This is a genomic window from Micromonospora sp. NPDC050187, from assembly GCF_044459745.1.
GTDB lineage: Bacteria > Actinomycetota > Actinomycetes > Mycobacteriales > Micromonosporaceae > Micromonospora.
On record NZ_JBITJH010000009.1, the window covers coordinates 268,418 to 287,907 of the forward strand.

At 74.9% G+C, this 19,490-nt stretch carries 18 protein-coding genes and 1 pseudogene; 11 read left to right on the forward strand and 8 right to left on the reverse strand.

Translation table 11 applies throughout. From position 1 onward, the window contains the following. Nucleotides 1-242 precede the first annotated feature (242 nt). The 7 genes and pseudogenes from ACIBJE_RS17200 to ACIBJE_RS17230 all read left to right on the forward strand — a co-directional run bounded on the left by ACIBJE_RS17200 (nucleotide 243) and on the right by ACIBJE_RS17230 (nucleotide 6,836). Nucleotides 243-1,253, forward strand: coding sequence for an EamA family transporter (locus ACIBJE_RS17200; protein WP_396749204.1), 1,011 nt, complete (start codon nucleotides 243-245; stop codon nucleotides 1,251-1,253). A 162-nt stretch (nucleotides 1,254-1,415) separates the two neighbouring features. Next, nucleotides 1,416-1,904 (forward strand): YbaK/EbsC family protein, encoded by a 489-nt coding sequence (locus ACIBJE_RS17205; protein ID WP_396749207.1) that lies wholly within the window; start codon nucleotides 1,416-1,418, stop codon nucleotides 1,902-1,904. Then, the gene (locus tag ACIBJE_RS17210) at nucleotides 1,901-2,647 is read left to right on the forward strand and encodes a monooxygenase (RefSeq protein WP_396749209.1); all 747 of its coding nucleotides are present in this window, start codon (nucleotides 1,901-1,903) and stop codon (nucleotides 2,645-2,647) included. The genes ACIBJE_RS17205 and ACIBJE_RS17210 overlap by 4 nt, the downstream gene beginning before the upstream one ends. Continuing rightward, nucleotides 2,644-3,198, forward strand: a pseudogene (locus ACIBJE_RS17215) (GNAT family N-acetyltransferase); the annotation flags it as partial. The gene ACIBJE_RS17210 and the pseudogene ACIBJE_RS17215, both read left to right, overlap by 4 nt. 68 nt (nucleotides 3,199-3,266) lie before the next feature. Next, nucleotides 3,267-4,199, forward strand: a complete 933-nt coding sequence (locus ACIBJE_RS17220) for a carotenoid biosynthesis protein (protein WP_396749211.1) — start codon at nucleotides 3,267-3,269, stop codon at nucleotides 4,197-4,199. Then, nucleotides 4,196-5,335, forward strand: coding sequence for a glycosyltransferase (locus ACIBJE_RS17225; RefSeq protein WP_396749213.1), 1,140 nt, complete (start codon nucleotides 4,196-4,198; stop codon nucleotides 5,333-5,335). Before ACIBJE_RS17220 ends, ACIBJE_RS17225 begins: the two co-directional genes overlap by 4 nt. 13 nt (nucleotides 5,336-5,348) lie before the next feature. After that, nucleotides 5,349-6,836, forward strand: a complete 1,488-nt coding sequence (locus ACIBJE_RS17230) for a phytoene desaturase family protein (protein WP_396749216.1) — start codon at nucleotides 5,349-5,351, stop codon at nucleotides 6,834-6,836. A 144-nt stretch (nucleotides 6,837-6,980) separates the two neighbouring features. On the opposite strand, the gene ACIBJE_RS17235 is transcribed toward ACIBJE_RS17230, so the two are convergent. Together ACIBJE_RS17235 and metF are read right to left on the reverse strand one after the other, a co-directional pair. Beyond that, nucleotides 6,981-7,694: a CDP-alcohol phosphatidyltransferase family protein gene (locus ACIBJE_RS17235; protein WP_396749218.1), complete on the reverse strand. Its 714-nt coding sequence runs from the start codon at nucleotides 7,692-7,694 to the stop codon at nucleotides 6,981-6,983. Nucleotides 7,695-7,834: 140 nt separating this feature from the next. Beyond that, nucleotides 7,835-8,752 (reverse strand): methylenetetrahydrofolate reductase [NAD(P)H], encoded by a 918-nt coding sequence (metF, locus tag ACIBJE_RS17240; protein WP_396749221.1) that lies wholly within the window; start codon nucleotides 8,750-8,752, stop codon nucleotides 7,835-7,837. 363 nt (nucleotides 8,753-9,115) lie between these two features. On the opposite strand from metF, the gene ACIBJE_RS17245 reads away from it, so the two are divergent. Beyond that, complete coding sequence (locus ACIBJE_RS17245; protein ID WP_396749223.1) at nucleotides 9,116-10,507, forward strand: helix-turn-helix domain-containing protein; 1,392 nt, start codon at nucleotides 9,116-9,118, stop codon at nucleotides 10,505-10,507. Beyond that, nucleotides 10,504-11,586 carry a polyprenyl synthetase family protein gene (locus tag ACIBJE_RS17250; protein WP_396749226.1) on the forward strand — a complete coding sequence of 361 codons (1,083 nt, stop codon included), beginning with the start codon at nucleotides 10,504-10,506 and terminating at the stop codon, nucleotides 11,584-11,586. The genes ACIBJE_RS17245 and ACIBJE_RS17250 overlap by 4 nt, the downstream gene beginning before the upstream one ends. 14 nt (nucleotides 11,587-11,600) lie before the next feature. On the opposite strand, the gene ACIBJE_RS17255 is transcribed toward ACIBJE_RS17250, so the two are convergent. The 3 genes from ACIBJE_RS17255 to ACIBJE_RS17265 are packed head-to-tail and all read right to left on the reverse strand — an operon-like array spanning nucleotide 11,601 to nucleotide 12,753. Further along, entirely contained in the window at nucleotides 11,601-11,960 is a 360-nt protein-coding gene (locus ACIBJE_RS17255; protein ID WP_396749229.1) for a lycopene cyclase domain-containing protein, read from the reverse strand. Next, nucleotides 11,957-12,370 carry a lycopene cyclase domain-containing protein gene (locus ACIBJE_RS17260; protein WP_396749231.1) on the reverse strand — a complete coding sequence of 138 codons (414 nt, stop codon included), beginning with the start codon at nucleotides 12,368-12,370 and terminating at the stop codon, nucleotides 11,957-11,959. The genes ACIBJE_RS17255 and ACIBJE_RS17260 overlap by 4 nt, the downstream gene beginning before the upstream one ends. Before the next feature lie 2 nt (nucleotides 12,371-12,372). Continuing rightward, entirely contained in the window at nucleotides 12,373-12,753 is a 381-nt protein-coding gene (locus tag ACIBJE_RS17265; RefSeq protein WP_396749234.1) for an Rv2175c family DNA-binding protein, read from the reverse strand. A gap of 132 nt (nucleotides 12,754-12,885) precedes the next feature. Here ACIBJE_RS17265 and pknB point away from each other — a divergent pair, with 132 nt between their 5' ends. Both pknB and ACIBJE_RS17275 read left to right on the forward strand, forming a co-directional pair. Next, nucleotides 12,886-14,892 (forward strand): Stk1 family PASTA domain-containing Ser/Thr kinase, encoded by a 2,007-nt coding sequence (gene pknB / locus ACIBJE_RS17270; RefSeq protein ID WP_396749237.1) that lies wholly within the window; start codon nucleotides 12,886-12,888, stop codon nucleotides 14,890-14,892. After that, on the forward strand, nucleotides 14,893-15,756 hold the full coding sequence (locus ACIBJE_RS17275; RefSeq protein ID WP_396749239.1) for a deoxyribonuclease IV: 864 nt from the start codon (nucleotides 14,893-14,895) through the stop codon (nucleotides 15,754-15,756). It begins immediately after the preceding gene. Between the two features lie 106 nt (nucleotides 15,757-15,862). On the opposite strand, the gene ACIBJE_RS17280 is transcribed toward ACIBJE_RS17275, so the two are convergent. The 3 genes from ACIBJE_RS17280 to ACIBJE_RS17290 all read right to left on the reverse strand — a co-directional run bounded on the left by ACIBJE_RS17280 (nucleotide 15,863) and on the right by ACIBJE_RS17290 (nucleotide 19,073). Then, nucleotides 15,863-16,885 carry a threonine aldolase family protein gene (locus tag ACIBJE_RS17280; RefSeq protein ID WP_396749241.1) on the reverse strand — a complete coding sequence of 341 codons (1,023 nt, stop codon included), beginning with the start codon at nucleotides 16,883-16,885 and terminating at the stop codon, nucleotides 15,863-15,865. A 146-nt stretch (nucleotides 16,886-17,031) separates the two neighbouring features. Then, a complete protein-coding gene (locus ACIBJE_RS17285) occupies nucleotides 17,032-18,438 on the reverse strand; it encodes a class II 3-deoxy-7-phosphoheptulonate synthase (protein ID WP_396749243.1) in 1,407 nt (468 codons plus the stop codon). A gap of 125 nt (nucleotides 18,439-18,563) precedes the next feature. Continuing rightward, nucleotides 18,564-19,073, reverse strand: a complete 510-nt coding sequence (locus tag ACIBJE_RS17290; RefSeq protein ID WP_396749272.1) for a hypothetical protein — start codon at nucleotides 19,071-19,073, stop codon at nucleotides 18,564-18,566. Between the last annotated feature and the right edge of the window lie 417 nt (nucleotides 19,074-19,490).

Sequence of the window (19,490 nt, forward strand, 5' to 3'; positions counted from 1 at the left end):
GGGGTCGTGGGCGGCGGACGGCGATCCTGCCTTGACGGGACCGGGCTCGCGACTGCCCGGTGCCCGGTGCGGTCCGCGTCACCGCACCGTCCCGGGAGCAGCGCCGCGAAACACCCCTCCCGGGTGGTGGGAACCGGCGCCCGACTCAATCGAACACCCGTTCTAACCACTGCTGACAGTACACCCTTCCGCCGGGGAAAACGCAACGTGTGGCACGACCCGGAATCGGTAACCTCGCAGGCGTGATCAACCCCCGCCCCGCTCTGGGTGTCGTGATGGTGCTCGCCTCGGGCATCCTCTTTGCCGTCAACGGCACCGTCTCCAAGCTGGTGCTCCGCACCGGCATCGACGCACCCCAGCTCACCCTGCTCCGCGCGGCCGGCGCGTTCACCGTCCTGCTGGCACTGAGCGTGCTGGTCCGCCCCGGCGTCCGGCGGCTACGGGTCACCGCCGGGCAGGTCCCGCTGCTGGTCGGGTACGGACTGACCGGCTTCTTCCTGGTGCCGATGCTCTACTTCGTCGCCATCTCCCGGCTGCCGGTCGGCATCGGGCTGCTCTTCGAGTACTCCGCCCCACTGCTGGTGGCCCTCTGGGCCCGGTTCGGCCAGCGACACCCGGTCCGGCCCCGGCTCTGGTCCGGCCTGGCACTGAGCCTGGTCGGGCTGGCCTGCGTCGCCGAGATCTGGGGCGAGTTCTCGCTGGACGGACTCGGGGTGCTGGCCGGTCTCGGAGCCGCGTTCTTCCTCGCCATCTACTACGTGCTCGGCGCACGCGGTGTCGAGGGACGCGACACCGTCTCGCTCTGCACCTGGGCGTTCGGCGCGGCCGCCGTCGCCGGCCTGCTCACCCGGGCGGTCACCGGGGTCGGCGACTGGACGCCACTGGCCGGCACCAGCCGGGGCGTACCGGTCGTGCTGCTGCTCGGATACGTGGTGGTGCTCGGTTCGGTGGTGCCGTACCTGCTGGTGGCCGGGGCGATGCGGCACCTCCCGGCGACCAGCGTCGGGATCATCGGCATGGTCGAACCGGTGATCGCCTCGGCGGTCGCCTGGGTGACCCTCGGCGCGACCGAGGCGCTCAACGCCGCCCAGCTCGGCGGGGGCCTGCTGGTGCTGGTCGGGGTCGCGCTGGCCGAGACGGCCCGGGTCGCCCCGGGTGGACCGCCCCCACCGGCGAAGACCGACCAGCCCGGCCCACCGGACGTGGTCGCCGTGGTCACCACCGGCCCGGCCGGCCCCGGCCACCACACCTGACAGCGGCGTTGATCAAGAAGTTCACGTCAGGCTTCCCGGCTCCGGATGACGCGAACTTCTTGATCAACGGGCGGGACGGCGGGTGGGGGTGGGGGTGGGGGTGGGGGTCGGTCTGGCGTGGCCGGTGGGACGGGCGGTGGCGTACCGGGGAGAATGACCAGCATGCAGCCACACCCCAAGGTGCGGGCGGTGCAGGCCGCGCTCGACGCCGCGACGGCGCGCGACGGTTCCGGCGGACCCGCCACCGTCCGCCTGCTGCCCGAGGCCGTGCACACCGCCGCTGCGGCGGCGGAGGCGCTCGGTGTGCCGGTGGGCGCGATCGTCAACTCGCTGGTCTTCGACGCCGACGGTGCGCCACTGCTGGTGCTCACCTCGGGCGCGCACCGGGTGGACGTACCCCGGGTGGCCGCGTCGGTCGGGGCCGCCCGGCTGCGCCGGGCCACCCCGGAGTTCGTCCGGGAACACACCGGGCAGGTCATCGGCGGGGTCGCCCCGCTCGGGCACCCCGCCCCGCTGCGCACCCTGGTCGACACCACGCTGGCCGGGCACGCCGAGGTCTGGGCCGCCGGCGGGGTGCCCCGGGCGGTCTTCCCCACCACGTACGCGGAGCTGCTGCGGATCACCGCCGGCATCCCGGCCGGAGTGGCGTGAGCCGGCCGGAACCCGTCCCCGAGCTGGTCACCCTGCACGTCTGGCGGGTGGGTCGGACCGACCTGCCCCGGGTGCTGCCCCGGATGGCGTTCGGCCCGCGCCGGCTGCGCGCCACCGAGGGGGTGCGCTTCGCCAAGCTGCTCGGCACCGGGACGGGTACCGGGTTCGGCCCGAACGACGTCGATCCAACCCGCTGGGCCGCGCTGACCGTCTGGGCCTCGGCGGAGGCGGCGGCCGGGTTCGACGAGTCCCCGGTCGGCCGGTCCTGGGCCCGGCTCGCCCGCGCGGCCGTCCGGCTCGACCTGTGTCCGGTGACCAGCCGGGGCGCGTGGTCCGGCCGGCAACCGTTCGGCGACCCGGCCGGCGGTCGGGTGACCGGGCCGGTGCTGGCGCTGACCCGCGCCCGACTGCGCCCCCGGCGGGCCGCCACCTTCTGGCGGGCGGTCCCCCCGGTGGCCGCCGCGCTGCGCCACGCCCCCGGCCTGCTCGCCCGGTTCGGCGTCGGGGAGGCACCGCTGGGCTGGCAGGGCACGGTCAGCGTGTGGCGGGACCCGGCGAGCCTGGTCGAGTTCGCGTACCGTCACCCGGAGCACCGGGCCGCGATCACCCGCACCCCCACCGAGGGCTGGTACGCGGAGGAACTGTTCGCCCGGTTCGAGGTGCGTGCCGTGGTGGGTGACCGGGCGGTGCTGGACTGGACCGGTGACGACGACACGGAGACGGTGGAGGGCGGACGCGCATGAGGTTGGTGCGGTGGACCCCGGACGATCTCGTCCGGCGGCTGGACGACGTGGTCGCCGTCTACGGCGAGGCGATGGGGTACCGGCCTGACCTGCTGGAGTCCCGGCGCGGCTACATCGCCACCCACGTCCGCCGGCCGGGCTTCCGCGCGGTGGCCAGCCTGACCACCGAGGGCCACCTGGCCGGCTTCGGGTACGGCTACCTCGGCGTACCCGGACAGTGGTGGCACGACCAGGTCAGCCGGGCGCTGGACCCGACCCGGCGTGGGATCTGGCTGACCCACTGCTTCGAGGTCGTCGAACTGCACGTCCGGCCCCCGGCGCAGGGGCACGGCCTCGGCGCGGGGCAGCTGCGCGCGCTGCTCACCATGGCCGAGGGGAGCAGCACGCTGCTGTCCACCCCGGAGGCCGACGAGGAACGCTCCCGCGCCTGGCGGCTCTACCGCCGGTTCGGCTTCGTCGACGTCCTGCGGAACTTCCACTTCCCCGGCGACGAACGCGCGTTCGGCGTGCTCGGCCGGCCCCTCCCCCTTCCGCCGCCGACCCCCTCCGGTTCCCCGGCAGCCGCCGGCCCGGCCGTCGCGCCCGCACCCGTCGCGCCCCGCGACCGGCCCCACCCGTCATGACCGGTGACCGGCCCCCACCCGCCATGGCCAGCGACCGGTCCGCACCCGTCGCGCCCGACGGCCGGCCCGTCGCCAGCCTCCGGCCGGGACGGGGTGCCGGCGAGGGAACCCGGCCGCCCCGGCTGACCTGGGTGCTGCTCGGCGTCCTCGTCCTCGCCCAGATCGGCTACCCGCTGACCGGCGGGGGGACCCGGGCGGCGCTGACCGTGGCCACGGTCGTCCTCGGCTACCTCCTCTCGGTCGGCCACGCGCTGCTCACCCGGGGTCCCCGGACGGCGGCGGCACTGGTCGCGGTCGCCACCGGCGGCGGCTTCGCCATCGAGGCGCTCGGCGTGACCACCGGCTTCCCGTTCGGCAGCTACGACTACTCCGGCGAACTCGGGCCAAAGCTCGCCGGGGTGCCCCTGATCATTCCGCTGGCCTGGACCTGGATGGCCTGGCCGGCGTGGCTCGCTGCGGTGCGCCTGGTCCGGCCCGGCGTACGGCGGATCGCGCTGGCCGCCGTCGGCCTGGCCACCTGGGATCTCTTCCTCGACCCGCAGATGGTCGCCGAGGGGTACTGGCGCTGGCGGGACGCCACCCCGGCCCTGCCCGGCCTGCCCGGCATCCCGGCCAGCAACTACCTCGGCTGGCTGCTGTTCGGGGTGCTGATGATGACGCTGCTGCGGCCGCTGGCCGGAGCGCCGGCCGACCGGACCGGCCCGGCGGACCACCCGATGTACGCGCTGTACCTGTGGACGTACTTCTCCAGCGTGCTGGCCCACGCGGTCTTCCTCGGACTGCCCGCCTCGGCGCTGTGGGGTGCGGCCGGCATGGCGGTGGCGGCGGTGCCGCTGGCGGTCACGCTCACCCGGGGCCACCGGCGGCAGCGGCCACCGGCCGGCCGGAAGGACGGATCCGCCGCCCGGTGGGTGGACGCCACCGCATGACCGTTCCGGTCGTCGCCGTGCTGGTCCTGCTGGCCGTGCTCGCCGCGCTGACCGGGCACACCCTGGTCAACGCCACCCGCTGGCTGCGCCGCCCCGCCGACCGGCCGGCCGTGGTCGGCGAGCCGGTGGCGGTGCTGCTGCCACTGCGGGACGAGGCCGGCCGGGTCACCCCGTGCCTGCGGGCGCTGCTCGCCCAGCGGGGCGTGCCGGGGATGCGGATCGTGGTGCTCGACGACGGCTCCGCCGACGGCACCGCCGAGGTGGTGCGCGGCGTGGTCGACGGCGACCCCCGGGTCACCCTGCTGACCGGGGTCGCGCCGCCGCCGGGCTGGCTGGGCAAGCCGCACGCCTGCCACCAGCTCGCCCGGCGGGCCGACCCGGCGGCCACCGCGCTGGTCTTCGTCGACGCCGACGTCGTGCTCGCCCCGGACGCGGTGGCGGCGGCCGTCACCGAACTGCGGGCCGCGCGGGTGACGCTGCTGTCGCCGTACCCGAGGATCCTGGTGACGACGGTGGGCGACCGGCTGGTCCAGCCGCTGTTGCAGTGGCTGTGGCTGACCTTCCTGCCGCTGCGCGCGATGGAACGCTCGCCCCGGCCGTCGCTGGCGGCGGCGGGCGGGCAGTTCCTGGTGGTGGACCGGGCCGGCTACACCGCCGCCGGCGGGCACGCGGCCGTACGGGACCGGGTGCTGGAGGACATCGAGCTGGCCCGCGCGGTCAAGCGGGCCGGGGGCCGGATCGCCCTCGCCGACGGCTCCCGGCTGGCCGACTGCCGGATGTACGACACCTGGCCGCAACTGCGTGACGGCTACACCAAGTCGCTCTGGGCGACGTTCGGCCACCCGGGCGCGGCGGCGGCCGTGGTGGCCCTGCTCGGTCTGCTCTACATGGCGCCGCCGCTGCTGGTCGTGGCCGCGCTGCTGGTCGGCGCGCCGACGGTCGCCGCGCTGGCGGGAGCCGGCTATCTCCTCGGCGTCACCGGACGGGTGGTCAGCGCCCGGTCGACCGGGGGCCGGTGGTGGCCCGACGCGCTCGCCCACCCCGTGTCGGTCGTGGTCCTCGGTTGGCTGACCGTCCGGTCGTACCATCTGCGGAAGCGACGCCGCCTCTCCTGGCGCGGGCGTCCGGTCGGCTAGGAGGGCGCGACACATGGCTCGGGTTGTGGTCGTCGGTGCCGGGGTGGGTGGACTGGCCGCCGCCGCCCGGTTGGCCGCCGTGGGGCACGAGGTGACCGTCTTCGAGCGGGCCGACACGGTCGGCGGGAAGCTCGGCCGGTACACGCACGACACACCCGCCGGGTCGTTCCACTTCGACACCGGCCCCAGCCTGCTCACCCTTCCCGAGGTCTTCACCGAGCTGTTCGAGGCGACCGGGGCGAAGCTCGACGAGTACCTGGACCTCGTCCCGCTGGACCCGATCGTCCGGCACGTCTTCCCCGACGAGGGGCGGACCGTCCTCGACTCCTGCGCCGACCCGGTGGAGTTCACCGAGCGGATCGGGGCGGCGTTCGGGGATCGGTCGGCGGCCGACTGGCGGGGCCTGTGGCGACGCGCCGGGCGGGTGTGGGAGGCGTCCTGGCGGGACATCCTGCGCCGGCCGGTCGACTCCCCCCGCGACCTGGCGGCGCTGGCCTGGCGGCTGGGCGACCTGGCTGCGATCGCGCCGGGCCGCACGCTGCGCGGACTGGGCCGCCGCCACCTGGGCGACCGCCGGATGCGGATGCTGCTCGACCGGTACGCCACCTACACCGGCGCCGACCCGCGCCGGGCCCCGGCCGCGCTGGTCGCCGTCCCCTACGCCGAGCTGGCCTTCGGCGGCTGGTACCTGCGCGGCGGGCTGGGCACGCTCGCCGACGCGCTGCTGTCGCGCTGCCTGGATCTCGGCGTGGTCGTGCAGACCGGCGCCGCGGTCACCCGGATCGACGCGGCCGGCGGCCGGGTCCACGGGGTACGCCTGCGCGGGATCGCCACGCCGGTCCCCGCCGACGTGGTGGTGGCCAACGTCGACGCGCTGACCGTCTACCGGGACCTGCTGCCCAGCCCCGGCCGGCTGGCCGGGCTCGCCGACCGCAGCCTGGCCGGGTTCGTGCTGCTGCTCGGAGTACGCGGGCCGACCGGCCTGGCGCACCACAACGTGTTCTTCCCCCACGACAACGACGCCGAGTTCGACGCGGTCTTCGGCGATCCGGGACGCGGTGTCCGGGCCCGGCCGGCGGTCGACCCGACGGTCTTCGTCACCGTGGCCGACGACCCGCTGGTCCGCCCGGCCGACCACGAGGCGTGGTTCGTGCTGGTCAACGCGGCCCGGCACGGCACCGCCGCGTCCGCCGTCGACTGGCGTCGGCCGGGGCTCGCCGAGGCGTACGCGGACCGGGTCCTGGACGTGCTCGCCGAGCGGGGGGTCGACGTACGGGACCGGCTGCTGTTCCGCGAGATCCGCACCCCGGCCGACCTGGACAGCGCCACCGGGGCACCGGGCGGCGCGATCTACGGCACGGCCGGCGGACTGCTGCGCCCGGCCAACCGTGCCCCGGCGCACGGCGTGCACCTGGTCGGCGGCTCCACCCACCCGGGCGGCGGCCTGCCCATGGTGACTCTTTCCGCCCGCATCGTCGCCGACCGGATCGGCCCCGCCTGAGGTGGTAGCGCTCTGCTGGTAGGTGGTTTGCTGCTAGCGCTTTGTTGGTAGCAGCTTTGGTAGCAGGGGTCCCCTGTCACCGCTTCTTGATGAGGAAGGGTCCCCTGCAACCACCCCACCCCACCACCCGACGGGCGGACGGCCTCAGCGGGTCCGGGCCGGCGTGGGAGCGTCGGCGGCGAGCAGGGCTCGGCGGACGGCGGAGAGCAGCTGTCCCAGCCCGAACCCGGCGAGCAGCACCCAGACGGCGGTGGCCAGGGTGATCGTGCCGGCGACCAGCTCCGGCCGGATCAGCCCGGCCAGCCCGGCCACCAGCAATCCGACCAACGCGACGCTGACCCGGGTCGGCCGCTCCCCCACCGTCACCGCGCCGATCTCGCGCATGCCGGCGGCGATGGCGCGGGCACGGACGTACTCGTGCAACCAGGAGAGCGCGCCACCGGCCACCACCAGCGCACCCGGTGCCCCGACCAGCCAGAACGCCAACAGCCAGGCGATCTCACCGAGCCGGTCGGCCAGCGAGTCGTAGACGTAGCCGAGGCGGGTGCTACGGCCGGTCACCACCGCCACCGCGCCGTCCACGCTGTCGGCCACCGCGGCGAGCAGGACGAAGAGCGCAGCGAGGAACGGGCCGTCGGAGGGGCGCACGGCGAGCAGCGGCACGCAGAAGCAGAGCAGCACCCCGGCGACGGTGACCGCCGTCGGGGTGACCCGCAGCCGGCCCAGCAGGTAACCGACGTGGTACGCGAAACGCAGCCAGCCTCGGACCACCGGAGCGGCCGACCGGGGGTCGAAGCCCCCGTGCAGTCGGGCCCAGGCGGTCGCGTAGTCGTCCCATCTCAGCGGAGTGCCCACCACGGATCAACCGTAGGAGGGCACGTCGGGTGTCGCGGCGGCGGAACCCAGTCGTGGGCCGCGCCGAGACACGCGGGGCCCGGCACACCCACGCACCGCTCCCGACACCCGGCACGGCAACGAGGTGACGGATGGTCCCCCCGTCACACCCGCGCGCCGACCTGGAGGTTCCGCCAGACCTCCCGGGTGGCGGTGGAGCGGTTCAGGGTGATGAAGTGAATTCCCGGAACGCCCTCGTCCAGCAGCCGTCGGCACATCTCGCTGGCCTGCTCGATGCCGAGCCGACGGACCGCCTCCGGGTCGTCACCGACCCGCTCGAACCGCTCGGCGAGCGCGGGCGGGAAGGGCGCGCCGGAGAGCTGCTCGGACCGCGCGATGGTGGCGAGCTGGGTGACCGGCATCACCCCCGGCAGGATCGGGGTGTCGCAACCCACGGCCGCCACCCGGTCGCGCAGCCGGAGGTAGTCGTCGGCGTCGAAGAACATCTGCGTGATCGCGAAGTCGGCCCCCGCCCGGCACTTACGGACGAAGTGCTCGGTGTCGGAGACGACGTCCGGCGAGCGGGGATGCCGGTACGGGAAGGCGGCGACCCCGACGCTGAAGTCTCCGGAGTCGCGGACCAGCCGCACCAGGTCCTCGGCGTAGTGCACTCCCTCGGGGTGCGGGACCCACTCCCCGGTGGGGTCTCCGGGCGGGTCGCCCCGCACCGCCAGCACGTTGCGTACTCCCACCCCGGCCAGCCGCCCGATCACGTGCCGCAGCTCGGCGACGGAGTGGTTGACCGCGGTCAGGTGCGCCATCGGAAGCAGGGTGGTTTCGGTGGCGATCCGTTCGGTGACCGCCACGGTGGTGTCCCGCGTCGAACCGCCCGCGCCGTAGGTGATCGAGACGAACGAGGGACGCAGCGACTCCAGCTCGCGGATCGCCTGCCAGAGCAGAGTCTCGCCGGCCGGGGTCTTGGGCGGGAAGAACTCGAACGAGAAGGTCGGCTGGCAGTCGCGGATCAGCTCCCCGATCGACGGCTGGGAGCTGGGAAGGACCGAGGGAAGACCGAGCGCCACTCCACGACTCTACCGGGCGGGGGCGTTCCCGGCGGCCCGCCGATGTGCGGACCGGTCGAGGCCCGCCGGTCTCCCGGTCGAGGAACGCCGGTCTCCCGGTCGAGGCCCTACCGCTCTCCGGTCGAGGAACGCCGTTGCTTCGGTCGAGGAACGCCGTTGCTTCGGTCGAGGAACGCCGGGCCCCGGTCGAGGAAGCGGATCCTCCCGCTGCGGAATCGTCGTACCCCTCGGGTAGGCAGTGGGGCAGCGCGGTGAGCCGGTGGGGGTCGGTCGCCAGCCGTGCGGGGGTCCGCAGTCCGATCGACGGCGCACCGGTCCGGGTCTCCCGGCCGCCGGGAGCCGCCGCGACCCTCCGGAGGCCCCATGATCCCGCCCACGCCGCCCGGCCCGGAGCTGTCCGGGCCCCTGCTCGCCCGGCTGCGGCTGGCCCGTGGCTGGAGTCAGGCCCAGCTCGCCGCCCGGCTCTGCGCCGCCGCCGGGGTCGCCACGCTCAGCCGGCACGAGGTCTCCCGCTGGGAGCGGCAGGCACGCATACCCGGGGAGTTCTGGCTCGGCTGGCTCGCCCTCGTGCTGGAGGTCCCCCGGGAGCGGCTGTCCGGGGCCGCCGTGGCGAGCCGCCGCGCCGACGCGTATCCGGTGACGGACGGATCCCGGGCGCGACGGGCGCTGTTGGCCCTGGCCCAGCGGTGGCTGGCCGACCCGGACGGGTCGCTGCTGCCGCCCGGTCCACCGACCGCCGGCCTGCCGATCGTCGGCGGGGCCACGCGCCTCCCCGCTCCGTGCGGGGATCGCGCGGCACCGGACGACCCGACGCGGTGGCGGGACGACCCGGCGGAATGGCTGGACGGGCTGCGCCGGCTCGACGACCTGTCCGGCGGCGCGGACCTGGCCGGGCTGGGCGCGTCCCGGCTGGGGCGGGTGGCCCGGGCCGTCCGACTGGCCGGCCCGTCCGGGCGGCGCCGGCTGCTGCCGGTGCTGGCCGAGGCGGCACAGCTCGCCGGGTGGCTCGCCGCCGACGCCGGTGATCCGGCCGGTGGACTGACCGCGTACCGGCTGGGGTTGCGGGCCGCCACGGCGGCCGGTGACCGGGTGCTGGCCGGGCACGTGCTCGGCTCGGCGAGCCACCTGCTCGCCGGGGTCGGTGATCCGTCCGGCGCGCTGCTGCTGGCCCGCGCCGCGTACACCGGGGCCGGGCCGGGCGCCCCGGCCGGGCTGCGGGCGGTGCTGCTGCACCGGACGGCGCTGGCCGCCGCGCTCGACGGCCGGCACGTCACCGCCGGGCAGGCGCTCACCGCCGCCCGACGCGTCGCCGACCGGCACGACCCGCTCCGGGAACCGCCCTGGCTCTACTGGCTCGACCCGGCGGAACTGGCCGCGATGACCGGCCGGACGCTGGCCGTGCTCGGCCGACCGCTGCGCGCCGAGCCGCTGCTGCGCGCCGGCTGCCGCCCCGGGCAGCCGCGCGCCACCGCGGTCTACGGGGGCTGGCTGGCCCGCGCCTACCTCGATCTCGGCGAGGTCGAGCAGGCCTGCGCGGTGGCCGGTGACGCCCTGCTCGCCGCCGTCCGGGCCGGGTCCGTCCGGGCGGCGGGTCACCTCATCGAGGTGGGACGCCGGCTGGCCCCGCACCGGGCGGAACCCGCCGTACGCCGGCACGCGGCGCTGGTCACGGCCGCTCGTCCGTACCTTCCCCGGCGCGTCACACCCCCGGTGGTGCGCGGTCGTCGACGGCGACCGGCTAGCGTCGTGGCGTGACCCACGCAGCTCCCGTATCCCCTGTCGACCGTGCCGGCCTGCGTCAACGCGTCGACAAGGCCCTGACCGGATTCCTGGCCAACCAGCGCGGCTGGCTGACCGGGGTCGACGAGGCGCTGGCACCGGTCGCCGAGGCGGTCGAGGAGTTCGTGCTGCGGGGCGGCAAGCGGCTACGGCCCGCGTTCGCCTACTGGGGTTACCGGGGCGCCGGAGGGGTGGATTCCGACCAGGTGGTCGCCACCCTCGCCGCGCTGGAGTTCGTCCAGGCCAGCGCGCTGATCCACGACGACCTGATGGACCGGTCGGACACCCGGCGGGGCGAGCCGGCGGTGCACCGGCGGTTCGCCTCCCGGCACCGCGCCGCCGGGTGGACCGGGGACGCGGAGGGCTTCGGCGACGCCGCCGCGATCCTCCTGGGCGACCTCTGCCTGGTCTGGTCCGACGAGATGCTGCACGGCGCCGGCCTGGACGCGCGGACCCTGGCCCGGGCCCGGCCGGTCTTCGACGAGATGCGTACCGAGGTCACCGTCGGGCAGTACCTGGACGTGCTGACCCAGGCCACCGGGGACACCTCGCTGGAGCGGGCCGGGAAGGTGGCCCGATACAAGTCGGCCAAGTACACCGTCGAGCGGCCGCTGCTGCTCGGCGCCGCCCTCGCCGGGGCGACCACGGAGGTCGAGGCGGCCTACGCGGCGTACGGGCTCCCGCTGGGCGAGGCGTTCCAGCTCCGCGACGACGTGCTCGGGGTGTTCGGTGATCCGGCGCAGACCGGCAAGCCGGCCGGCGACGACCTGCGCGAGGGGAAGCGGACGTACCTGGTGGCGGCGGCTGTCGCGGGGACGGACGACGCGGGGCGGACGCTGGTCGACCGGCATCTCGGCGATCCCGGGCTGGACGAGGACGGGGTGGCCCGGCTCCGCGAGGTGATCACCGCCAGCGGAGCGTTGGCGCGTACCGAGGAGCGGATCGCCGCCCTCACCGAGACCGCGCTGGCCGCGCTCGCCACCGTCGACCTGGAGACCGAGGCCCGCCAGGCCCTGGTCGACCTCGCCATCGCGGCCACCCGCCGCGCCGACTGACCCACCGGCTCCGGTCAGGGGCGGGGGCGACGGAGGAGGCGGAGCAGCCGGCTGCCTTCGCCGGCGGTCGGGGTGCGCTGCACGCCCCGGCGACCGAGCCAGACCCACACCGACAGGGTCAGCAGGACCAGCGCGAAGCCGAAGACCAGGTCCTCCACCGGCGCGTACGCCAGCCGGACGCCGATGATCGTGTCCGGGTCGTACCGGACGATGTTCCGGCCGGTCAGGATGCCGTTGGAGATGAGCTGGAAGAACACGATGATGGGGTAGGTGGCCCAGAAGACCGGCCGTAGCAGCAGCCGGGTCCGCAGCACGTACAGGTCGGCCACGGCCGCGCAGACCGCGCCGAGCAGGGCGGCGACGGTGTACGTCATGTCCGTTCCCCCCGGCCCGGCGGCACCCGGGCGGGCGACGCCGCGCCGTCCGCGCCCCGGGCCGATTCGACCGGCGGGCCGGCGGGTTCGTCCCCCGCCGGCCAACGGTTGACCGCGCGTACCGCCTCGAAGCCGAGGATCGTGCAGATCGGTACGACGACGAAGAAGAGCAGTTCGTCCAGGGGCAGTTCGCCGGGGAGGAGCACTCCGGTGGTCTGTTCCGGATCGAAGGTCCAGTGCCCGGCGGCGATCGCCGCGAGGTCCCAGAGCGCGAAGATCAGCACCACCGGCACCAGGGTCAGCAGCAGCCGACGCCAGCGGCGCAGCACGTTGACCCGGAACACCGGCTCCAGCCAGAGCGCGCAGACCAGGCACCCGGCCAGCACCCCGAGGTAGGCGAACTGCCGCACGGTCAGAACCCGAGTGCCTGGGCCCGCCGCTTGACCTCGCGGGCCAGGTCACCGCCGAGGGCCACGGCGGGGGTGCCCGGCAGGGTGTCGTCCGGCTCGTACAGCCAGCGCAGCGCGGCGTCGTCGTCGTAGCCGGCGTCGGCGAGCAGGTTGAGCACCCCGGGCAGGTGCTTGAGCACGGTCTTGTTGGCGACCAGGTCGACGGGGATCTTCCGGATGCCGTCCCGGCGGACCGCGACCAGTTCCCGGTCACGGATCATCTGGTGGACCTTGCTGATCGACACGTCGAGGCGTTCGGCGACGTCGGGCAGGTTCAGCCAGGCGTCGTCGGCGGCGGGACCGGGGCCCGGAACGGCCCGGTCGGCGGGTACGGATTCACTCACCCGATCACCCTGCCACGTCGTGCCGTCCACCGGCCAACGGGACTGGCGACGAAGGGTGCGTCAGGTGACGATCCGGCGGCACTGTGGCATCCTGTTCTGCCGTCGCCTCCCGGAGACATAGACTGCCCCCCGATGGACACACAGGTCGCCGACACGTTGCTGGGCTCGCTGATCGAGGGGCGCTACCGCATTCGCGGTCGCGTCGCCCGGGGCGGCATGGCGACCGTGTACACCGCCACGGACGAACGTCTCGAGCGCACGGTCGCCGTCAAGATCATTCATCCCACCCAGGCGCCGGACCCCCGGTCCCCCCTGGCGGGCTTCGTCGAGCGGTTCACCGACGAGGCCAAGACCATCGCCCGGCTCACCCACCCCAACGTGGTCGCCGTGTACGACCAGGGCACCCACCGTGGCCTGCCCTACCTGGTGATGGAGTACGTCCGGGGCCGGACCCTGCGGGACGTGCTGGCCGAGCGCCGCCGGCTCAACCCGGACGAGGCGCTGGCCATCACCGAGCAGATGCTCGCGGCGATCGCCGCGGCACACCGCGCCGGTCTGGTGCACCGGGACGTGAAACCGGAGAACGTGCTGGTCGCCGAGGCCCCCACCGGCGGCGCGGCGAACCTGGTCGACAGCGTGGTGAAGGTGGCCGACTTCGGCCTGGCCCGCGCGGTCGAGGCGAGCGGCAGCGAGGAGCAGGGCAACCAGCTGATGGCGACCGTCGCGTACGTCGCGCCGGAGCTGGTCACCGACGGGCACGCGGACCCGCGGACCGACGTCTACTCGGCCGGCATCGTGCTGTTCGAGATGCTCACCGGTCGGGTGCCGTACGACGGCGACCGCCCGGTCGACGTCGCCTGGCAGCACGTGGACCGGGACGTGCCGGCCCCGTCCACCCTGGTACCGGGGACGCCGAAGGTGCTCGACGAACTGGTCGCCCGGGCCACCCGCCGCGAGCCGGGGGCCCGTCCGACGGACGCCGGGGCGTTCCTGGCCGAGGTGCAGATGGCCCGGGAGGACCTCGGCAGCAACGCGCACACCGCCGTGCTGCGCCGGGTCACCGACGACGTCCTCCCGGCCGTCGCCCAGCCCACCATGGCCGTCGCGCCGATCCGCCCAGCCGAGCGGCCCTCCTGGGCCCGACTGCCCGAGCCGAAGACCGGCCGCCGGTCGCGGGACACCACCGCGCCGGACCGACCGCACCGGCGTCGGGCCGTGCCCGAGGAGGACAACCCGTGGACCCGGCTGCGCCGGCAGCTGTCGGAGGCCACGTCGGGCCGGCTGCCGCTGATCGCCGCCGTGGTGGTGGTCGCGCTGCTCCTCGCCGGCGGTGGCTGGTGGTTCGGCATCGGGCGGTACACGGCCGCTCCCGAGCTGGTCAGCCTGACCAAGGCCGAGGCGGAGGCGGAGGCGTCCCGCGCCGGGCTCTCCCTCACCTACGCCGACCCGAGGTACGACGCGAAGGTGCCCCGCGACAGCGTCCTCACGCAGGATCCGGCGTCGACCGACCGGATCCTCAGGGGCGGCACCATCACCCTCACCCTCTCCCTCGGGCCGGATCGTTTCCCGGTGCCGGACGTGGTGGGCAAGGAGTACGAACTCGCCGAGGCGGACCTGCGCCACCTGGGCCTGGAGGTGGTCAAGGGCAAGGCCCGCTACGACGACAACCTGCCGGCCGGGGTGGTGCTGGACACCGACCCGAAGGTGGGCGCCGAGGTCAACGTCGGCACCAAGGTCACCGTGGTGCTGAGTCGGGGACGTGCCCCGATCACCGTGCCGAACCTGGTCGGCAAGAGCGTCACCGACGCCCGGGGGGCACTCCAGCAGCTCGGCCTGGTGCCGGTGGAGACCTACCGCGACTCGGACCGCCCGAAGGACGAGGTGATCGGGCAGTCGCCCGTCGACGGCGCCGGCGTGGAGAAGGGCACCGACGTCAAGCTGGAGATCAGCAAGGGGCCGGCCCCGGTGGCCGTACCCCGGGTGGTGGACATGCCCTGCCCCCAGGGCAAGCAGGTGCTGGAGAGCCAGGGCTTCCCGGTGGTGGTGCAGTTCAACCCCAACGGCGTGGTCCGATTCCAGAACCCGCCCGAGAACTCGCAGGTCGCCCCGGGCACCCCGGTCACCATCGGATGCTTCTAGATGGCCGGCACCGACCGGCCCGTCGGATCACACACGCCCACCTCCGGTGGGTTGGCGAAGGCGGCCCTGCCGTACGCCGACGCCGCCGGCTCCGAGGTGGTGCAGGTCTACGTCTCCAACTCGCGGGGCTGGGCGCTGCCACCCGGTGACCCGGTCCAGGACGCCCTCTTCCTCGAGGGCTGCGCGGCCCGGAACATCCCGGTCTTCATCCACGCGTCGCTGCTGGTCAACCTCGGCTCCCCCACCCCGGCGACGGTGGCCCGGTCGATGGAGACCCTGGACCACGCGCTGCGGCGGGGCCGGGCGATCGGCGCCCGGGGGGTGGTGTTCCACGCCGGCAGTTCGGTGGACCCCGCCCACGACGCGGCCGCCATGCGACAGGTACGCGAGTCGCTGCTGCCGCTGCTCGACGCCGCCGGGGCGGCCGGTGGACCGATGCTGCTGGTCGAACCGAGCGCCGGGGGCGGCCGGTCACTGGCGTCACGGGTGGAGCAGCTCGGGCCGTACCTGGACGCGGTGGACCGGCATCCCTGGCTCGGGGTCTGCTTCGACACCTGTCACGCCTGGGCGGCCGGGCACGACCTGGCCGCCGAGGGCGGGATGACCGCGACCCTCGACACGTTGGTGGCCACCGTCGGGGCGGACCGGCTGCGGCTGGTGCACGCCAACGACTCGAAGGACCTCTGCGGCTCGACCCGGGACCGGCACGAGAACATCGGCAAGGGCACCATCGGCGAGCCGGCGTTCGCCGAGCTGATGGCGCACCCCGCCACCACCGGCGTCCCGGTCGTGGTGGAGACCCCGACCGAGAAGCACGTCGGCCACGCCGCCGACATCGCCACCCTCCGCCGCCTGCGTCCCTGAGGCCGCCGGCCCCACTCCACCGCAGCCGGCCACGAGTCGTCCGTCGCGTGGCAGTTCACGACCCACCCGCTCGCACTGGACGGGCCAGGGCCAGACGCCGCCCGGGTCAGCCGGCCAGGATCCGGGTCAGCACGGCGATGGCGCGGTCGATGCCGGCGTCGTCGACGTCCATGTGGGTGACCAGGCGGGCGACACGCGGCCCGAGCACCGACACCAGCACCCCCTCGGCACGGGCGGCGGCGGCCAGCGCGTGCGCGTCCAGCGACACCTTGGTCAGGTCCAGCGGCACGATGTTGGTGCGGACCGTGGCGGCGAGCAGCCCGAACGGGGCGATCGCCTCGGCCAGCCGGGCGGCCTTCGCGTGGTCCTCGGCGAGCCGCGGCACGTGGTGGGCCAGCGCGTACCGGCCGGCGGCGGCCAGGATGCCGGCCTGCCGCATGCCGCCGCCCATCCGCTTACGGAGGTAGCGGGCCCGCTCGATCTGCTCCGCGCTGCCGATCACCAACGAACCGACCGGCGCGCCGAGCCCCTTGGAGAGGCAGACCGACAGGGTGTCGAAGAGTGCGCCGTACTCGGCCAGGGGCACCCCGTCGGCGACGTGCGCGTGCCAGATCCGGGCGCCGTCACAGTGCAGGGCCACCCCGGCGTCGTCGGCGATCCGGCGCAGCGCGCGCAGGGTGTCCAGCGGAACCACCCCGCCGCCGCCCCGGTTGTGGGTCTGCTCCACGGCGATGGCCCGGGTGGGCACCGCCCAGTAGCCGTCCGGGCGGACCATCGCGGCGACCACGTCCGGGTCGACGTCCCCGCCGACCGCCGGCCAGGTCCGCGACGAGATGCCGCCGTACGCCGCCGCCGCGCCGATCTCGTACGTGACCACGTGCGCGTCCGCGTCGCAGAGCAGCTCGTTACCGGGGGGCACCACCAGTTGCAGGGCGATCTGGTTGGCCATCGACCCGCTGGGGGCGAAGAGCGCCGCCTCGTGCCCGAAGAGCGCGGCGACCTCGGCCTCCAGCGCGTTGACGGTCGGGTCCTCGCCGTAGACGTCGTCGCCGACGTCGGCGGTGGCCATCGCCTCCCGCATCCCGGCGGTGGGCCGGGTGACGGTGTCCGAGCGCAGGTCGACTGTCATGTCCTCGCTCGCGTCTCGCACTCGGTGGTCAGCCACCGTGTCCCCTTTCGGCTGCTGGCTGCGGGGCTCGCAAGCTCACTCCTCGCGTCAGCCACCGTGCCCCCCTTCCGCTGCCGACTGCGGGGCTCGCAAGCTCACTCCTCGCGTCAGCCACGCAGCATCTCCGCCACCAGGAAGGCCAGCTCCAGCGACTGCTGGGTGTTCAGTCGCGGGTCGCAGGCGGTCTCGTACCGGCCGGGCAGGTCGAGGTCGGCGATGTTCTGCGCACCGCCGAGGCACTCGGTGACGTCCTCACCGGTCAGCTCGACGTGCAGCCCGCCGGGGTGGGTGCCCAGGTTGCGGTGCACCTCGAAGTAGCCGAGAACCTCGTCGACGATCCGGTCGAAGTGCCGGGTCTTGTAGCCGTTGGAGGACTCGTGCGTGTTGCCGTGCATCGGGTCGCACTGCCAGACCACCTTCGCCCCGGCGGCGTCGACCTTGGCGACGATCGGCGGCAGCGCGTCCCGGACCTTGTGGTTGCCCATCCGGCTGATCAGGGTGAGCCGGCCGGGGACGTTCTCCGGGTTGAGCTTCTCGCAGAGTTCCAGCGCCTCGTCCGGCGTGGTGGTGGGGCCGAGCTTGACGCCGATCGGGTTGGCGATGCGGGAGATGAAGTCGACGTGCGCGCCGTCGATCTGCCGGGTCCGCTCGCCGATCCAGAGGAAGTGGCCGGAGAGCCCGTACGCCCGGTTGTCGGAGACCCGGGTCAGCGCCCGGTCGTACTCCAGGGCGAGGGCCTCGTGGGAGCAGTAGAGCGTGACGGTGCGCAGCGCCTCCTCGTCGGTCATCCCGCAGGCGCGGATGAAGGCCAGCGCCCGGTCGATCTCCCGGGCGATCGCCTCGTAGCGCTCACCGGCCGGGGAGTGCTTGACGAAGTCCTTGTTCCAGTCGTGCACCGCGTGCAGGTCGGCCAGCCCGCCGGCCAGGTACGCCCGGAGCATGTTCATGGCGGCGGCCGAGTTCGCGTACGCCCGGATCATGCGCTGCGGGTCGGCGACCCGGGCCTCCGGCGTCGCCTCCAGCGAGTTGATCATGTCGCCGCGGTAGGCCGGCAGGCCACGCGCGTCGGTCGGCAACGACCGGGGCTTGGTGTACTGCCCGGCGACGCGGGCGACCTTGACCACCGGCAGGGACGCGCCGTAGGTCAGCACGATCGCCATCTGGAGCAGGGTGCGGGCGTTGGCGAGCAGGTGGCTCTCGGTGTTGTCGGCGAAGGTCTCCGCGCAGTCGCCCCCCTGGAGCAGGAACGCCCGCCCCTCGCAGACCAGCGCCAGCCGGTGGCGCAGCTGGTCGACCTCGTACGGGGCGACGACCGACGGGACGGTGTCGAGCACCGTGCAGACCTCGGCGACCGCCGCCGGGTCGGGCCACGGCGGGGTCTGGGCGCGCGGGAGGCTCCGCCAGTTGTCCAGACCGAGCGCGGCGTCCTCGGCGGAGTCCGCGGTCGGGCGACTGGTCTGGAGTCCGGGGCCACCGACGGCGGGGTGGGTCAGCTGATGCCACTCATGGCGCATGCCCGAAAGCCTACGGCGACGACGGCGAAGGGTCCCCGCCGAGGGGGCGGGTTCCGGTGGTTGGGAGCCGCCCCGACGACCCGCCCGCCGTGCTCAGGGGCACGCGCGGGCGGACCCGAAGAGTCTTACGGCGCGGACGACGGGCTCGGCGCCACAGTCGGCGTCGACGGGGCGCTCGGGGCCGTCGGGTCGCCCGGGACCTCGTCGGCGATACACCAGTCGGCGCCACTGCGGGTCACCGTGAACAGCAGCGCGCGGGTGGTCGACTGTCCGCCCACAGAGACCGTCACGGAGGTGCTGACCTCCTGCCCGCGCGCCCCGGGCCGGACGTCGGTGACGGTCGCGGCCGGGACGGTGAAGTGCTCCGCGAAGTCGCCGTTCGGGCTGGTCGCGGCGGCGTCGAAGGCCGCGTGCGCGGTGGCGCAGAACTGGCTGCGCCCGGCGGCCACGTCCTTCGCGACCATCGCGTCGAGATACGCCTGCACCCGCTCCCGGGACCGGGTGGCCGCCTCCTCGGCGGGGGCGCGGTCCGGCTTGTCGGCCGGCTCGTCGTCGCCCATCCCGCAGCCGGACAGGGCGAACGTCAGCGCGGCCAGTACGACCGCCAGGGGCAGCGCCCCCCGCTTCACCGCCATCAGAGCCTCCTCGCACGCCACGTCGAGCCGACCGAGCCGCGAGTCTGTCACATCGACCCTCCTGCATGGCGACGTCACCGCCGACTCGGGTGTTCGGCCGCCTCCGCCCGTCGCCGGCCGGAGCACCTGATGGATCAACGACCCAGCGTCCCCGCCGTCGCCACCGGCCGGCCGCTTCGGCGCCTCCTCCGCGTGGTAGCAGGGGCCCCTGTTACCGCGTTTTGCGGAACAGGGGACCCCTGCAAACACCCGACGCGGCGGGCCAACCACCAGAACGGCGTGGGGGGGGGGGGGGGGGGGGGGCCCCCCCCCCCCCCCCCCCCCGGGGGGGGGGGGGGGGCCCCCGCCGGGGGCCGGGGGGGGGCCACAGCGCAACACCGGGGGGGGGGGGGGGGGCGTTTGGCCAACAAACCCCCC

Coding starts and splice junctions, on each gene's coding strand:
- ACIBJE_RS17230 (WP_396749216.1), top strand. CDS start 5,349: ATGGCTCGGGTTGTGGTCGTCGGTGCCGGGGTGGGTGGACTGGCCGCC.
- ACIBJE_RS17275 (WP_396749239.1), top strand. CDS start 14,893: ATGGCCGGCACCGACCGGCCCGTCGGATCACACACGCCCACCTCCGGT.
- ACIBJE_RS17285 (WP_396749243.1), bottom strand. CDS start 18,438: ATGCGCCATGAGTGGCATCAGCTGACCCACCCCGCCGTCGGTGGCCCC.
- ACIBJE_RS17255 (WP_396749229.1), bottom strand. CDS start 11,960: ATGACGTACACCGTCGCCGCCCTGCTCGGCGCGGTCTGCGCGGCCGTG.
- pknB (WP_396749237.1), top strand. CDS start 12,886: ATGGACACACAGGTCGCCGACACGTTGCTGGGCTCGCTGATCGAGGGG.
- ACIBJE_RS17225 (WP_396749213.1), top strand. CDS start 4,196: ATGACCGTTCCGGTCGTCGCCGTGCTGGTCCTGCTGGCCGTGCTCGCC.
- ACIBJE_RS17280 (WP_396749241.1), bottom strand. CDS start 16,885: ATGACAGTCGACCTGCGCTCGGACACCGTCACCCGGCCCACCGCCGGG.
- ACIBJE_RS17205 (WP_396749207.1), top strand. CDS start 1,416: ATGCAGCCACACCCCAAGGTGCGGGCGGTGCAGGCCGCGCTCGACGCC.
- ACIBJE_RS17290 (WP_396749272.1), bottom strand. CDS start 19,073: ATGGCGGTGAAGCGGGGGGCGCTGCCCCTGGCGGTCGTACTGGCCGCG.
- ACIBJE_RS17220 (WP_396749211.1), top strand. CDS start 3,267: ATGACCGGTGACCGGCCCCCACCCGCCATGGCCAGCGACCGGTCCGCA.
- ACIBJE_RS17245 (WP_396749223.1), top strand. CDS start 9,116: ATGATCCCGCCCACGCCGCCCGGCCCGGAGCTGTCCGGGCCCCTGCTC.